The organism is Nioella sediminis (assembly GCF_001879695.1).
Taxonomy (GTDB): Bacteria; Pseudomonadota; Alphaproteobacteria; order Rhodobacterales; family Rhodobacteraceae; genus Nioella; species Nioella sediminis.
Genome location: NZ_MNBL01000035.1, coordinates 1 through 14,735, shown reverse-complemented (window position 1 = coordinate 14,735; position 14,735 = coordinate 1). Strand labels below are relative to the sequence as shown.

At 64.6% G+C, this 14,735-nt stretch carries 11 protein-coding genes and 1 pseudogene; 9 read left to right on the top strand and 3 right to left on the bottom strand.

The window, feature by feature from the left end:
- Together BKY26_RS04430 and BKY26_RS04425 are read right to left on the bottom strand one after the other, a co-directional pair.
- Nucleotides 1-397 (bottom strand): annotated as a pseudogene (locus BKY26_RS04430) (deoxyribose-phosphate aldolase); the annotation flags it as partial.
- A 73-nt stretch (nucleotides 398-470) separates the two neighbouring features.
- Nucleotides 471-1,622: a CapA family protein gene (locus tag BKY26_RS04425; protein ID WP_158514298.1), complete on the bottom strand. Its 1,152-nt coding sequence runs from the start codon at nucleotides 1,620-1,622 to the stop codon at nucleotides 471-473.
- 237 nt (nucleotides 1,623-1,859) lie between these two features.
- Between BKY26_RS04425 and BKY26_RS04420 the strand changes: the two genes are divergently transcribed.
- Genes BKY26_RS04420 through BKY26_RS04405 form a run of 4 tightly spaced genes read left to right on the top strand, consistent with a single transcriptional unit; the run spans nucleotide 1,860 to nucleotide 7,145 of the window.
- Nucleotides 1,860-4,682: a molybdopterin oxidoreductase family protein gene (locus tag BKY26_RS04420; RefSeq protein WP_071689197.1), complete on the top strand. Its 2,823-nt coding sequence runs from the start codon at nucleotides 1,860-1,862 to the stop codon at nucleotides 4,680-4,682.
- A complete protein-coding gene (locus BKY26_RS04415) occupies nucleotides 4,679-5,518 on the top strand; it encodes an alpha/beta fold hydrolase (protein ID WP_071689196.1) in 840 nt (279 codons plus the stop codon). Before BKY26_RS04420 ends, BKY26_RS04415 begins: the two co-directional genes overlap by 4 nt.
- Complete coding sequence (locus BKY26_RS04410; RefSeq protein ID WP_071689195.1) at nucleotides 5,515-6,264, top strand: 4Fe-4S dicluster domain-containing protein; 750 nt, start codon at nucleotides 5,515-5,517, stop codon at nucleotides 6,262-6,264. The genes BKY26_RS04415 and BKY26_RS04410 overlap by 4 nt, the downstream gene beginning before the upstream one ends.
- Nucleotides 6,264-7,145 carry a dimethyl sulfoxide reductase anchor subunit family protein gene (locus BKY26_RS04405; RefSeq protein WP_071689194.1) on the top strand — a complete coding sequence of 294 codons (882 nt, stop codon included), beginning with the start codon at nucleotides 6,264-6,266 and terminating at the stop codon, nucleotides 7,143-7,145. The genes BKY26_RS04410 and BKY26_RS04405 overlap by 1 nt, the downstream gene beginning before the upstream one ends.
- Here BKY26_RS04405 and BKY26_RS04400 read toward each other — a convergent pair.
- Nucleotides 7,137-8,021 (bottom strand): MurR/RpiR family transcriptional regulator, encoded by an 885-nt coding sequence (locus tag BKY26_RS04400; protein ID WP_071689193.1) that lies wholly within the window; start codon nucleotides 8,019-8,021, stop codon nucleotides 7,137-7,139. The two genes, BKY26_RS04405 and BKY26_RS04400, sit on opposite strands and share 9 nt — an antisense overlap.
- 120 nt (nucleotides 8,022-8,141) lie before the next feature.
- Here BKY26_RS04400 and BKY26_RS04395 point away from each other — a divergent pair, with 120 nt between their 5' ends.
- From BKY26_RS04395 to BKY26_RS04375, 5 genes are all read left to right on the top strand, one after another.
- The gene (locus BKY26_RS04395) at nucleotides 8,142-9,113 is read left to right on the top strand and encodes a TAXI family TRAP transporter solute-binding subunit (protein ID WP_071689192.1); all 972 of its coding nucleotides are present in this window, start codon (nucleotides 8,142-8,144) and stop codon (nucleotides 9,111-9,113) included.
- 90 nt (nucleotides 9,114-9,203) lie between these two features.
- Nucleotides 9,204-11,846, top strand: a complete 2,643-nt coding sequence (locus BKY26_RS04390) for a TRAP transporter permease (RefSeq protein ID WP_071689191.1) — start codon at nucleotides 9,204-9,206, stop codon at nucleotides 11,844-11,846.
- 11 nt (nucleotides 11,847-11,857) lie between these two features.
- Nucleotides 11,858-12,289: a universal stress protein gene (locus tag BKY26_RS04385; protein ID WP_071689190.1), complete on the top strand. Its 432-nt coding sequence runs from the start codon at nucleotides 11,858-11,860 to the stop codon at nucleotides 12,287-12,289.
- A 4-nt stretch (nucleotides 12,290-12,293) separates the two neighbouring features.
- A complete protein-coding gene (locus BKY26_RS04380; RefSeq protein WP_071689189.1) occupies nucleotides 12,294-13,619 on the top strand; it encodes an aspartate aminotransferase family protein in 1,326 nt (441 codons plus the stop codon).
- Nucleotides 13,616-14,467 (top strand): beta-keto acid cleavage family enzyme, encoded by an 852-nt coding sequence (locus BKY26_RS04375; protein ID WP_071689188.1) that lies wholly within the window; start codon nucleotides 13,616-13,618, stop codon nucleotides 14,465-14,467. Before BKY26_RS04380 ends, BKY26_RS04375 begins: the two co-directional genes overlap by 4 nt.
- Nucleotides 14,468-14,735 lie beyond the last annotated feature (268 nt).

Here is a 14,735-nt window from a genome sequence, read left to right as displayed (position 1 = left end):
CGGACCCCGCCAGCGCCTCGACCGCCACGGGCACCATCTCGTGATACACGCAGACCGCGCCGGTGGTGAGGGTCGGCAACCCAATCGCCTCCAGCAAATCCGCCCGAACCGGCTGCATCGCCTTGGCGCAGAGCCGCTTAACCCGGCCCGGCGTGTCGTCGCCCGCCAGCGTCGTCAGGTCGATGCAGGAAATCGCGCGGGCCAGCCACGCGGCCTGATACTCTTTCTTCACCGTCCGGCGGCCGGGCAGGGTGGCGCAGCGCCGCTCGATGGCCGAGGTGTTGGCCTGCGCGCCCATCACCCAGTCCATGTCCAGCGGCATGCCGGGATTGCGCGGGTCACTGACCTGCGGCAGGCCCGCCGCCGTGGTCGTCGTCTCTAGGGTCGTCTGGGTCATCCCGTCGGGTCCGTTTTTGATCAGATGGTCAGGGTTACATGGGCCGCGCGGCGGCGCAAGCACCTGCGTCGCGTCAGCCGCCCGTTGCGCAGATCGGGCGGCCCTGAAGGCGGGCGATGTCAGCCAGGCTCAGAACACCGTCGCGCCCCAGAACCTGCGCCACATGGGCGAGGCTCTGCTGTCCGTCCACGGCCTGTTCGGCGGGCTGCACATAGGTGCCCGAGACATAGCGGGTCACGCGGGTCGGCAGATAGGCGGGCATCTGCGCCTCAAGCCCGTTCGGGCCGGGCATCAGGTCGAAATAGAGAATGGCCGAAGACCGCTGAGGAAGCGCCCATTGCGACGAGATGAAATTGCCGAGCGAGTAGGCCACGAAACCCTGCCGCCCGTCAGAAGTCATCACCGGCTCGATCGGTTGCAGCACATGCGGATGGGTGCCGATGACGGCGGCGGCTCCGGCCTCCATCGCGGCGCGGGCAAGGCGGCGCTGGTTGGCATCGGGGGTCTGGACATACTCATTGCCCCAATGCGGCAGGAAGATCACCGCATCAATGGCGGGCTCTGCGTGCAGGGTGCGGATGGTGGCAAGAAGCTCAGCCTCATCGCGGTAGCACAGCAGAACCTGGTGATGCGGATCGGCCCGGCCATTGGTGGAATAGGAACAGGCGAGGAATGCGATCCGCGCGCCCCCGGCGCTGACGACGGCGTGCCACGGGGCGTCTGGGGCCGCGCGGGACCTTGTGCCGGTATGGGGAAGGCCAGCGGCATCGAGGGCTTCCAGCGTTCTGTCCACCCCCAGAGGCCCGCGATCCATCGCGTGGTTGTTCGCGGTCTGGATCACGTCGACACCGCTGTCGCGCAGGTCGGTGACCAGCGACGGGTGAAAGTTGAAAGTCGGGTAGCCGGAATAGACCACCCCGTCGGTCAGAACGTGATCCGGCAGTACGCGTTCGCCGCCTCCCGGCAGGACGTTGCGCGCGGCGGGGCCTTCCAGATTGGCCACGGTCAGATCGGCGATTGCCAGATAGGGGGCTGTGGGGCGCAGCAGGTCGGCAAATCCTTCCGGTTGAGCGGCGGCCTCTTCCTGAAGGAAGATATGCATCAGGACGTCGCCGACCGCTGCCACTGTCACCGCCCCCGGTCGAAAGACCTCTCTTTGCACCATGGGAGTGCTGTCACCGGCGGGAATACAGGCCCGGTTGCCGGGCGATTCGCCCACTGGCATGCAGGATGACAGCGCCAAAAGCCCCCCGACCAGGGCCGCCCGCTGCGACAAAATGTAAGCGCTTACAAAAAATCTGGCCATATCGCCCCTAAAAGACTGGTCCTCGCTTGACGGGTCAAGCATCGTTACCAAAAATCCGGCAAAACGTTCTGGCAAGAGGCAATCTTTTGTGATCCGGTCGCCCGGAGCGGCGGAAATGAAGAACAGGAATTCCTGCAGGAAGGTACAGGACAGCACATGGCCCATACTCAACCGGCGATTGATCTCTCCCCGAAAGTGTCGGACGAGATCCGCAAGACCACCTGCTACATGTGCGCCTGCCGCTGCGGCATCAACGTGCATATGAAGGACGGCAAGGTTGCTTATATCGAGGGCAACCGCGACCACCCGGTGAACAAGGGTGTGCTTTGCGCCAAGGGTTCGGCGGGCATCATGCAAGTCAACGCGCCTTCGCGCCTGCGGGCGCCCTTGAGACGCGTCGGCCCGCGAGGGTCGGGTGAGTTCGAGGAAATCACCTGGGACGAGGCGCTGGAGATTGCCGTCTCCTGGCTGAAGCCGATCCGCGAAGATGACCCCGAGAAGCTGGCGTTTTTCACCGGGCGCGACCAGTCGCAGAGCTTTACGGGCCTATGGGCGCAGAACTTCGGCACCCCCAATTTCGCAGCCCATGGCGGGTTTTGTTCCGTCAACATGGCGGCGGGCGGCATCTACACGATGGGTGGCGCGTTCTGGGAATTCGGGCAGCCTGACTGGGACCATACGAAACTGCTGATGATCTTCGGCGTGGCGGAAGATCACGACAGCAACCCGATCAAGATGGGGTTGGGCAAGATCAAGGCGCGCGGCGCCAAGGTGATCGGCGTCAATCCGATCCGCTCGGGCTATAACGCGATTGCCGATGAATGGGTGGGGATCACGCCCGGCACGGATGGGCTCTTCATCCTGTCGCTCATCCACTGCCTGCTGAAGGCGGGCCGGATCGACCTTGACTACCTGCGCCGCTACACCAACGCGCCGGTGCTGGTGAATGGCGACGAAAGCTCCCCCGAACATGGCCTGCTCCTGCGCGATGAGGATGGCAAGATGCTTGTCCTCGACCGCCGCAGCGGCAAGCCCGCGCCCTTCGACGATCCCGATGTGGTGCCCGATCTGGCAGGCTCTTGGCGGAATGCCGGGGTCACGCACCGCCCGGTGTTCCAACTGCTGGCCGAACGCTACCTGTCCGAGGATTACACGCCCGAGGCCGTGGCCGACCGCGTCGGCATTTCCGCCACCCGCATCCGCCATATCGCGGCGGAACTGGCGCGCGTGGCCTTCGAGGAAGAGATCGAGATCGACCAGCCCTGGACCGATTTCCGGGGCGTGAAACATGACAAGATGATCGGCCGCCCGGTCAGCTTCCACGCCATGCGAGGCATCTCCGCCCATTCCAACGGCTTCCAGACCTGCCGCGCGCTGCATATGCTGCAAATCCTTCTGGGCAGCGTCGAGGTGCCCGGCGGCTTCCGCTTCAAGCCGCCCTATCCGAAACCGACCGAGGCGCACCCGAAACCCCATTGCGGCGTCACCCCCGGCAAGCCTTTGAACGGCCCGCATCTGGGCTATGTGCAGGGCCCCGATGACCTCTGCCTGAAAGAAGACGGCAGCCCGGCACGGATCGACAAGGCTTACACCTGGGAAAACCCGATGAGCGCCCATGGCCTCATGCATATGGTGATTTCCAACGCTTACGCGGGCGATCCCTACAAGATCGACACGCTGTTCATGTACATGGCGAACATGTCGTGGAACTCGTCCATGAACACGTCGGGCGTCATGAAGATGCTGACGGACACCGACGAAAACGGCGATTACGTTATCCCGCGCATCATCTATTCGGATGCCTATAGTTCCGAGATGGTGGCCTATGCCGACCTGATCCTGCCCGACACGACCTATCTGGAACGGCACGACTGTATCAGCCTGCTCGATCGCCCGATCTGCGAGGCCGATGCGGCGGCAGACGCGATCCGCTGGCCGGTGATCGAACCCGACCGTGACGTGCGCGGCTTCCAGTCGGTGCTGGTGGACCTTGGCGCGCGCCTCGGCATGCCCGCCTTCGTCAACGAGGATGGCAGCGCCAAGTACAAGGATTACGCCGACTACATCGTGAACCACGAACGCAAACCCGGCATCGGCCCGCTGGCGGGCTTCCGGGGCGATGGAGGCGAGAAGGGGCGGGGTGCACCCAACCCCGACCAGCTGAACCGCTATATCGAGAATGGCGGCTTCTTCGTGGAACACATCCCCGATGAGGCGGTTTATTTCAAACCTTGGAATAAGGCCTATCAGGACTGGGCCGTCGGCATGGGGCTTTACGACAGCCCTCAGCCCTACCTGTTCAGCCTCTACGCCGAACCGATGCGCCGGTTCCAGTTGGCCGCCGAGGGCCATGGCGAGCGTCAGCCGCCCGAGCATCTGCGCGAGCGGGTCAAGACGGTCATGGACCCGCTGCCGATCTGGTATCCGCCCTTCGAGGATGGCCATGTCGACCCCGAGGAATTCCCGGTCCACGCCCTGACGCAGCGGCCGATGGCGATGTATCATAGCTGGGGCACCCAGAACGCGTGGCTGCGCCAGTTGCATGGCCGCAACCCGCTCTATGTGCCCACCAAGATCTGGGAGGCGAACGGGTTCAGCGAAGGCGACTGGGCGCGCGTCACGTCGGCCCATGGTTCCATCGTGGTCCCCGTGGCCCATATGGCCGCACTCAATGAAAACACCGTCTGGACGTGGAACGCGATCGGCAAGCGCAAGGGGGCATGGGCGCTGGATGAACACGCGCCGGAGGCGACCAAGGGCTTCCTCCTCAACCACCTGATCCATGAACTTCTGCCCCCCAAGGGTGACGGCATGCGCTGGGCAAATTCCGACCCGGTGACCGGTCAGGCCGCGTGGTTCGACCTGCGCGTGAAGATCGAGAAGGTCGCCGCCCCCGAAGAGACTCAACCCGCCTACCCGCCGATCAATTCGCCGGTGGGGCAGGGGCCGCAGAACCTCGCGTGGAAGGTGGGCAAATGAGCGCCGCGAAGATCGCCAGCAGCGACGGCACCCGCATCGCCACCTATACCGCGGGCAGCCCCGCCAACCCCGCGATCCTGCTGATCCACGGGTGGGCGCAGCAATCGCTGTGCTGGGATCCGCTGATCGACCGGCTCAAGGACCGCTTCCATATCGTTGCCATGGACCTGCGCGGCCACGGCGCCTCCGACAAGCCCGAAGACCCGGCAGCCTATACCGACACGAAACTCTGGGCCGATGACGTCGCCGCCGTCATTGCGCTGCATGACCTCAGCAACGTCACCCTCGTCGGCTGGTCCTACGGCAGCCGCGTGATAGCCAGTTACCTCGACACCTATGGCGACAAGAATTTGTCCGGCGTGGTTCTGGCCGGTGGCATCCTCGCCATCGGCACTGCGCGGGAAGATTGGATGGTCGGCCCCGCCAGCCCCGGCCTCGACCGCGATCTCTACACCACCGATCTGGCGAGGCTCATCCCCGCCACGGCGCGGTTCGTCGATGCCTGCACGGCCAAGCCGCTCGACCGCGACACTTATGGCCGCATGGTCGCCGCCAACATGCTCTGCCCGGCCACCGCGCGCCGCGCGCTCTTCGCCGCCAACTGGGATATGCGCCCGACCTATGCGGCCATGACCTGCCCCGGCCTCGTGGTCCACGGAACCGCCGACACGGTCGTCTCCCCCCAAACGGGCGAGGCCGCCGCCAAGGCCATCCCCCATGGCCGCTACCTGCCCTATGACGGCATCGGCCACGCCCCCTTCCTCGAAGACCCGGACCGGTTTGCCGCCGACCTCGCGGGGTTCATTCAAACCGCAAGCAAGGAGCAGGCCGCATGACCGAGCTTCCCGCAAGCACGCAAAAGAAACTCGGGCTGGTGATCGACCTCGACACCTGTGTCGGCTGCCATGCCTGCGTGATTTCCTGCAAGGGCTGGAACACGGAAAACTATGGCGCGCCACTGTCCGATACCGATGCCTATGGCGCCGATCCCTCGGGCACGTTCCTGAACCGCGTGCATTCGTATGAGATCACGCCAGCCGAAGGCCCCGCGCAGCTGGTGCATTTCCCCAAATCCTGCCTGCATTGCGAAGACGCGCCCTGCGTCACCGTCTGCCCCACGGGCGCAAGCTACAAGCGGCAGGAAGACGGGATCGTTCTGGTGAACGAGACCGCCTGCATCGGCTGTGGCCTCTGCGCATGGGCCTGCCCCTATGGCGCGCGGGAGCTTGATGCGCTGGAAGGGGTGATGAAGAAATGCACCCTCTGCGTCGACCGGATCTATAACGAGAACCTGCCCGAGGAAGACCGCCAGCCCGCCTGCGTGCGCACCTGCCCGGCGGGTGCGCGCCATTTCGGTGATCTGGGCGACCCCGACAGCGACGTGTCGAAACTGGTGGCGGAGCGTGGCGGAATGGATCTGATGCCCGAACAGGGCACGAAGCCCGTCAACAAGTACCTGCCGCCGCGTCCGAAACAGGACCGCGCCGAGGAGTTTGACATCCTCGCCCCCTTCCTCGAACCGGTGGCCGAAGACCCCAAGGGTTTCCTCGGCTGGCTGGACAAGGCACTGGAGCGCCTCTGATGCATCCCGCACCTTCCGTCATCATCTTCACCAGCTTTTCCGGCCTCGGTTTCGGGCTGCTTCTGTTTCTTGGGCTCGGATTTCCCCCGGTCACGGGCTGGGTCGCCTTCGTCTTCTACGCCATCGCCTATGCGCTGGCCGTGGGCGGGCTCTTGGCCTCGACCTTCCACCTGGGCAATCCGCAGCGGGCGCTGAAGGCGTTCACCCAGTGGAAAACCAGCTGGCTCAGCCGAGAGGCGTGGCTGTCGGTCATGGCGCTCTTGGTCATGGCGGTCTATGCCTTCTGCGCCGTCTTCCTCGACACCCGCCTGACGGCGATCGGCTGGATCGGCGCCGCCCTGTCGCTGCTCACGGTCTATTCCACCTCGATGATCTACGGTCAGCTCAGGACCGTGCCACGCTGGAACCAGCCGCTGACGCCGGTTCACCTGCTGACGCTGTCCATCGCGGGGGGCGCGCTGCTGGCGGGCCAGATGACCGCCGCCGCCGCGCTATTGGCACTGGCCGCCGCCGTGCAGGTCGCCCATTGGCAGGTGGGGGACAGTGCACTGAAGGAGTCGGGCACCAACCTTGCCACCGCCACCGGCCTTGGCACGCCCGGTAATATCCGCGCGTTCGAGCCGCCCCATACCGGCACAAACTACCTGCTCAAGGAATTCGTCCACGTGGTGGGCCGCAAGCATTCCCGCAAGCTGCGGATGATCGCGCTGACGCTGTGCTACGGCCTGCCGGTTGTCCTGCTGATTATCCCCGGCGCGGGTCATTTGCTGGGACTGCTTGCTGTGCTGTCCCATGTTGCGGGGCTCGTCACCTCGCGCTGGCTGTTCTTCGCAGAGGCCGAGCATGTGGTCGGCCTCTACTATGGCAAACGTTCAGCCTGATCCCTCGGGCCGCGCCCCGGGCGCGGTCTGCACGTAGCCGCCGAATTCCAGCATCCGGTCCTCGTAATCGGCAATCCGCTGCGCGGCGGTGTCGCTGCGCGCGATCATCTCGCCCACCAGCACCTCGGCCAGCGCGAAGGACGCTCCTTGCGAGGGCAGGGGCTGCGGCCCGTCCATCGGCAGGCAAAAGACCACATCGGCCCCCCGTGTTATGGGCGAGACATAGCTGTCGGTGATGGCGATGACCCGTGCCCCGCGCGCCAGCGCCGCCTCATAGGCGCGCACGACCTCGGAGGAATAGAGCGAGAAGGTGATCACGATCACCACGTCATTCGGCCCCGTGGACGTAATCGCATCGGCAATGCCGCCCGGCTCGTTCAAAGGCGGCGCGAAGCTGTCAAACGCCATACGGCCCGAATAGCTGAGGTAATGGGCCAGCGAAAAACAGCTGCGCACACCCACGACGAAGATGCGCTCTGCCGCTTCCAGCAGGTCCACCGCCTCGCTCACCCGCTGGATATTCGCCTCGGAAAACAGCGCGTCGAGGTTCTTGTGGGCTGATTCGCGAATCCGGGCGGTCAGGGCCACCGTTCCCCCGGATCGGAGCTGTTTCGCCCGCGATCCATACATCCCGCCTTCACCCCTCAGAGCCGCCTGAAAGGCCGTCCGGCAGGGTTCGTAGCCGGAAAACCCAAGCGCTACGGCCAGACGAAACACCGTGTTTGCATTGACATCCGCCCGTTTCGCAAGTGCCCGGACCGAGTGAAATGCCATCTCCTGCGGATGGTCCAAAGCCCATGCAGCAAGGCGTGAAACCTTGGGGGACGCGGTGTGAACCTGTTCGGCCAGGGCCTGCCTGAGATCGTCGAGAGTCATGTCGAGGGGACCGTTACTGTTTCATTCTGGAACGTTTGATTTATGTCTTGACGAATTTCAATGATTTGTTTCACCTGACCCGCATCCGTGTTTCACTTCGGATCAATTGGGAGAGAATTCATGAACAAACACTTGGTTGGCGCCGTCGTGGCGGCCGCGACTGCATTTGGTGCGGGCGCTGTATCGGCTCAGGATCAGACCTTCGTCACCATCGGCACCGGCGGCGTGACCGGCGTGTACTACCCGACCGGCGGCGCGATCTGCCGTCTGGTGAACCGGGGCCGGTCCGAGCATGGCATCCGCTGCGGCGTCGAATCCACCGGCGGCTCGGTCTACAACATCAACGCAGTGCGCGGTGGCGAGCTGGAATTCGGCGTGGCCCAGTCCGACTGGCAGTACCATGCCTATAACGGCACCTCGCGCTTTGAAGAGCAGGGCGCCTTCGAGGGCCTGCGCGCGGTCTTCTCGGTGCATCCCGAGCCCTTCACCGTGGTCGCCCGCGCCGATGCCGGAATCAGCAGCTTCGAGGACCTTCAGGGCATGCGCGTGAACGTGGGCAACCCCGGTTCCGGTCAGCGCGGCACGATGGAAGTGCTGATGGAGGCCATGGGCTGGACGATGGACGATTTCGCCATCGCCTCCGAGCTTCAGGCCGCCGAACAGTCCCAGGCGCTGTGCGACAACAACATCGACGCGATGGTCTACACCGTCGGCCACCCCTCCGGTTCCATCCAGGAAGCGACCACCGCTTGTGACTCCGTCCTTGTGAACGTCACTGGCGATGCAGTGGACCAGCTGGTTGCCGACAACCCGTTCTACCGCACCGCCACCATCCCCGGCGGCATGTATCGCGGCAATGACGAAGACACGATGACCTTCGGTGTCGGCGCGACCTTCGTCACCTCCGCCGATGTGCCCGATGACGTGGTCTATGAAATCGTCCGCGCGGTGATGGAAAACATCGACCAGTTCCGCAGCCTGCACCCGGCCTTCGCCAATCTCGACCCGGCGGAAATGGCCAATGACGGCCTCAGCGCGCCCCTGCACCCCGGTGCCGAGCGCTACTACCGCGAGGCCGGCCTGATCGAGTGATCGGCCCCTTCTGATCTGCCCCGCGGCGCCTTCGCGTGCCGCGGGGACCAAAAAAGAATTCCGTTTCAAGGATGTGACGAGGGTGGCGCGATGACCGAACCGACCGAGGGGCGCGAAGGGCGCCAGTTCTCTGACGAGGAGCTTCAGGATCTGGTGGCCAGCACCGACAGCGGTGCACGCGATCCGTCGAACCGCACCATCGCGCTGCTGATCTCCGGCCTTGCCCTTGCGTGGTCGCTGTTCCAGCTCTGGATTGCGCAACCGCAGCTCTGGTTCGGGGAATACCTGCCGGTTCTCAACTCCTCGCAGACCCGGCCGATCCACCTGACATTCGCCGTACTGCTGGCGTTCATGGCCTACCCGGCCTTCAAATCCTCCCCCCGCCATCACATCCCGATTGTCGACTGGCTGCTGGCCTTGGCGGCAGGCGGCACCGCCTTCTATGTCTTCTGGTTCTCCGATGAACTGGCGCTGACCGCCCGGTCCGGCCTGCCGACGCAAACCCAGGTGATCGTCGGCGCCATCGGCATGATCTGCCTGCTGGAGGCCAGCCGCCGCGCGCTTGGCCCCGCTCTCACCATCGTCGGATCGGTCTTCGCGCTTTACGGCTACATGGGGCAGGGCTGGCTGATCCCGGAACTGATCGAGCATGAAGGCATCTCCTTCACCTCGCTGATGAACGCGCTCTGGCTTGATACCGCTGGCGTCTTCGGCATTCCGCTCGGCGTTTCCACCGCCTTCGTCTTCCTCTTCGTCCTCTTCGGCTCGCTGCTCGATAAGGCGGGCGCGGGGAACTACTTCATCAAGCTGGCCTTCGCGGGTCTCGGCCATTTGCGCGGCGGGCCTGCAAAGGCGGCAGTCGTTGGGTCAGCCATGACCGGCCTGATCTCCGGCTCCTCCATCGCCAATGTGGTAACCACCGGCACCTTCACCATCCCGCTGATGAAGCGGGTGGGGTTCACCAATGAACAGGCCGGATCGGTCGAGGTCGCCTCGTCGGTAAACGGCCAGATCATGCCCCCCGTCATGGGCGCTGCCGCCTTCCTGATGGTGGAATTCATCGGCATTTCCTATGTCGAGGTCATCAAGCACGCCTTCATTCCTGCCGTGATCTCCTACATCGCGCTGGTCTATATCGTGCATCTGGAGGCGCTGAAAAAGGACATGCCCGCCCTGGGGGAGGCCAAGAGCTTCACCGGCATGATCGTCAAGTTCTTCATCGGTTTCGCCGTCGCGGGCGCGGGCTTTACGGCGCTGATCTATGGCGTCGGCGCGCTCAAGGCGGCCACCCCGGCGCTGTCCGGTCCGATCATGATGGCCTTGCTGGCGGTGCTTTACCTGTGGCTCGTGTCCATCGCCGCCAGGCGCCCGGATCTGGAGGTCGACGACCCAAATGCCAAGGAGATCAAGCTGCCCACGGTGGCAGAGGTCTACGCCACCGGCCTGCATTACATTCTGCCCATCGTGGTGCTGGTCTGGTTCCTGATGGTGGAACGCCAAAGCCCTGCGAAATCGGCCTTCTATGCCACCTGCCTGATGCTGTTCATCATCGTCACGCAGCGGCCCCTGAAAGCGATTTTCCGGGGGCAGGGCGCGCAGATGATGGCCGAGCTGAAGGGCGGTTTCGACGACCTGAAAGAGGGCCTGATTGCCGGTGCCCGCAACATGATCGGCATCGGGGTTGCCACGGCAGCCGCGGGCATCATCGTGGCCATCGTCACCAAGACGCCGATTGGCACCGAACTGGCCGGGCTCGTGGAACAGCTTTCCGGTGGCAGCCTGATCCTGATGCTGGTTTTCGTCGGCATCTTCTCCCTCATTCTCGGGATGGGCCTGCCGACGACCGCCAACTATATCGTGGTCTCGTCCCTCATGGCCTCGGTGGTCGTGTCGCTCGGCGCGCAGGAAGGGCTCATTGTGCCCCTGATAGCGGCGCATCTCTTCGTCTTCTATTTCGGCATCATGGCCGACGTGACCCCGCCGGTGGGGCTGGCGAGTTTCGCCGCCGCCGCCGTGTCCGGGGGCGACCCGATCAAGACCGGCTTCACCGCCTTCTTCTACAGCCTGCGCACCGTGGCGCTGCCCTTCCTGTTCATCTTCAATCCGACGCTCATCCTTTATGGCGTCGACTTGGGCACCTGGGCGGGCTTCGGGCAGGCGGCGTTCATCTTCGTCATCGCCACCTTCGCCATGCTGCTCTTTGCCGCCGCGACGCAGGGCTATTTCCTCGCCAAGAGCTACATCCATGAAAGCGCCGCGCTTCTGTTGGTGGCCTTCACCCTCTTCGTGCCGAATGTCTGGCTCGACATGGTGCAGCCGCCGTTCCGCGACGTGCCGCCAGCCGAGTTCGAAGCTGCCGTTGAAGCCGCCCATGACGGATCGTCCCTGCGCCTGCTGATCGAGGGGCCGGACTTCAACACCGGCGACATGACCTCCACCACGCTCGTCATGCAGATCGAGGGCGAGGGCAGCGCGGCAGAGCGCATTGACGCCAGCGGCCTGCTGCTTTTCCCCGATGGCGATGTGGTGCGGCTTGATGAACCGATGTTCGGCTCTGATACCGCCGAGACTCTGGCCAATTTCGACTTCTACGCCGACGAACCCGTGCGCCTCGCCTCGGTTCAGACAGCTGCCGACCGCCTGCCCGAACAGATCTTCTACATTCCGGCCCTGCTGCTGCTCGGATTGGTGATCCTGCTGCAACGCCGCCGCCAAACCAAACCGGCCTTCTGAGGACCAGACCCATGTTCACATCCATCCTCCTGCCCATCGACCTGTCCGACGAGGCCACCTGGGCCAAGGCCCTGCCCGCCGCCGTGAAACTGGCGCAATATGAGGGCGCGGTGCTCCATATCGCCACCGTCGTCCCTGATTTCGGCATGTCCGTGGTCGGCAGCTATTTTCCCGAAGGGTTCGAAGAAAAGGCAATGCACGAGGTTGGTGAGCAGCTGACCGGTTTCGTCAACGCTCACGTTCCCGACGAAATAGAAGTGCACCCCCATGTCCTGCATGGCCGCGTCTATGACCAGATCATCGAGGCCGCCAATCGCGTCGGTGCCGATGTGATCGTCATGGGGTCTCACCGGCCCGAGCTGAAAGACTACCTGCTTGGCCCCAACGCCGCCCGCGTCGTGCGCCATGCCACCCAATCCGTTTTCGTCGTCCGCGGAGAATAGACCGATGACATCCCATATGTTCGGGCGTGGCCCCGGACCCCTTCCCACGGCTGTGCGCGGCGAAGGCTGCTATATCTATGACTCAGAAGGCCGCGCCTATCTCGACGGTTCGGGCGGCGCGGCGGTGTCCTGCCTTGGCCACTCGGACGCCGACATACGCGCCGCCATCCACGCGCAATTGGACAAGATTGCCTTCGCCCATACCGGTTTTTTCACCTCGGACCCCGCCGAGGCACTCGCCGACCTGCTGATCGCGAATGCGCCGGACGGTATCGACAAGGTCTACCTTCTCTCCGGCGGGTCAGAGGCGGTGGAGGCCGCGATCAAGCTCGCCCGGCAATACCACCTCGAAACCGGCCAGCCGCAGCGCCACAAGCTCATCGCCCGCAGGCAGAGCTACCACGGCAACACGCTCGGTGCGTTGGCCGCCGGGGGCAATGCCTGGCGGCGCGAGAAATACGCGCCCCTGCTGGTGGAAACCCACCATATCATGCCCTGTTTCGAATACCGCGAGCGGCAGGAAGGTGAGAGCGAATGGGATTTCGGCCAGCGTGCCGCCAATGCGCTGGAGGAAGAAATTCTGCGGCAGGGACCGGAAACCGTCATGGGCTTCATCGCGGAACCCGTGGTGGGCGCCACCGCAGGCGCTGTTCCGGCGGTTGAGGGCTATTTCAAGCGCATTCGGCAGATCTGCGACCAATATGGCGTGCTGCTGATCCTCGACGAGGTCATGTGCGGCATGGGTCGCACAGGGCATCTGTTCGCCTGCGAGGCCGACGGGATCTCCCCCGACATCGTCACCATCGCCAAGGGCCTCGGCGCGGGTTACGCCCCGATCGGCGCGATGCTGGCTTCGTCCAAGATTTATCAGGCCATCGAACAGGGCTCCGGCAGCTTCCAGCACGGCCATACCTATCACGGCCACCCCCTCGCCGCTGCCGCCGGTCACGCGGTGGTCAGCGCCATTGTGAACCGGGGCCTCTGCGACCGGGTGAAAGCACAAGGGGAAGTGTTGCAGGCTGCCCTGCACGAGACCTTCGGCCAGCACGCCCATGTGGGCGACCTGCGCGGGCGCGGACTGTTTCGGGGGGTGGAACTGGTCGAGGACCGTACCACGAAACGCCCCTTCGATCCGGCCAGAAAGCTTCACCTGAAGGTCAAGAAGGCGGCCATGGCCGAGGGCCTGATCTGCTACCCCGCAGGCGGCACCGTGAACGGGCGCGAGGGCGATCACATCCTGCTCGCGCCGCCCTTCATCATTTCCGATGACCAGATCGGCGAGTTGGTGGGCAAGCTTTCCCGCGCCGTAGAGACCGCGCTCAACCAATGACCCGCCTCACATCGCTGCCGCACATCATGCTGGCCCCCAACGGGGCCCGCAAGACAAAGGCCGACCACCCCGCTTTGCCATTGACCATCGCCGAGACGGTCGCCACCGCCCGCGCCGCCCATGCCGAAGGCGCAGGCGCGCTCCACGCCCATGTGCGCGACGCGTCAGGGGGGCACAGCCTCGACGCGGGCCTCTACCGGGAACTCATTGCCGAAATGGCCCGCGCGGTGCCGGACATGCCTGTGCAAATCACGACCGAGGCCGCAGGCCGCTACAGCCCCGCCGACCAGCGCGCCGTGGTCCGTGCGGTGCGCCCCGAAGGCGTCTCGGTTGCGCTTGGCGAAATGTGGCCTGACTCCGGTCACGACCCGGACGCCAGCGGTTTCTATCACTGGGCAGCAGAGGCCGGCATCCCGGTGCAGCATATCCTCTATAGCCCCGCCGACGTGACATGTCTGTCACAGCGCGTGGCAGCGGGCGCAATCCCCACGCCCCTGCAGCTCCTCTTTGTGCTCGGTCGCTACCAACCACCGAAGCCCGCCATCCCGAACATGCTGACCGGGTTCCTGCGCGCCGCCCGAACGCTGCCGGGTAACCCCGATTGGGCCGCCTGCGCCTTCGGGCCGCAGGAAACCGATTGCCTTCTCACCGCGATCACGGCGGGCGGCAAGGCCCGCATCGGGTTCGAGAACAACCTCATAGGCCCCGACGGCACTCGCGCGCCGGATAATGCCACAAGGGTGGCGGATCTGGTCCGCAGGCTGCAGGTCTCACGTCAGCTCTCCAACCGAAACCACGCCCCTCCCGAAGCATCGTCGCCGATCCGAACCGCCTTCACCACCGATTAACCTTAACGCGCCCCGCTTTTTCATCTTGGCCACAAATACCTCCGCCGGAGGCATCCTGTACCATCCACCAGTTCAACCGTCAGAGATGGCAGACCAACCCCGATCCCCTCCGATCCGTGGCGCCCATCTCTCATCCCGCGCGCGGGAAGGGCCTTCGAAGGCCCTTGCGAAGAGGTTTCGAAACCTCTTCCCCCCGCGAGCGGCAAGGTCTTGCGATCGGTCCGGCCCCGCCTCGAAAATCCGGGTTTTGTCTGCACGAAGGGTGTAC

Coding starts and splice junctions, on each gene's coding strand:
- BKY26_RS04395 (WP_071689192.1), top strand. CDS start 8,142: ATGAACAAACACTTGGTTGGCGCCGTCGTGGCGGCCGCGACTGCATTT.
- BKY26_RS04385 (WP_071689190.1), top strand. CDS start 11,858: ATGTTCACATCCATCCTCCTGCCCATCGACCTGTCCGACGAGGCCACC.
- BKY26_RS04420 (WP_071689197.1), top strand. CDS start 1,860: ATGGCCCATACTCAACCGGCGATTGATCTCTCCCCGAAAGTGTCGGAC.
- BKY26_RS04380 (WP_071689189.1), top strand. CDS start 12,294: ATGACATCCCATATGTTCGGGCGTGGCCCCGGACCCCTTCCCACGGCT.
- BKY26_RS04405 (WP_071689194.1), top strand. CDS start 6,264: ATGCATCCCGCACCTTCCGTCATCATCTTCACCAGCTTTTCCGGCCTC.
- BKY26_RS04425 (WP_158514298.1), bottom strand. CDS start 1,622: ATGCCAGTGGGCGAATCGCCCGGCAACCGGGCCTGTATTCCCGCCGGT.
- BKY26_RS04400 (WP_071689193.1), bottom strand. CDS start 8,021: ATGACTCTCGACGATCTCAGGCAGGCCCTGGCCGAACAGGTTCACACC.
- BKY26_RS04390 (WP_071689191.1), top strand. CDS start 9,204: ATGACCGAACCGACCGAGGGGCGCGAAGGGCGCCAGTTCTCTGACGAG.
- BKY26_RS04375 (WP_071689188.1), top strand. CDS start 13,616: ATGACCCGCCTCACATCGCTGCCGCACATCATGCTGGCCCCCAACGGG.
- BKY26_RS04410 (WP_071689195.1), top strand. CDS start 5,515: ATGACCGAGCTTCCCGCAAGCACGCAAAAGAAACTCGGGCTGGTGATC.
- BKY26_RS04415 (WP_071689196.1), top strand. CDS start 4,679: ATGAGCGCCGCGAAGATCGCCAGCAGCGACGGCACCCGCATCGCCACC.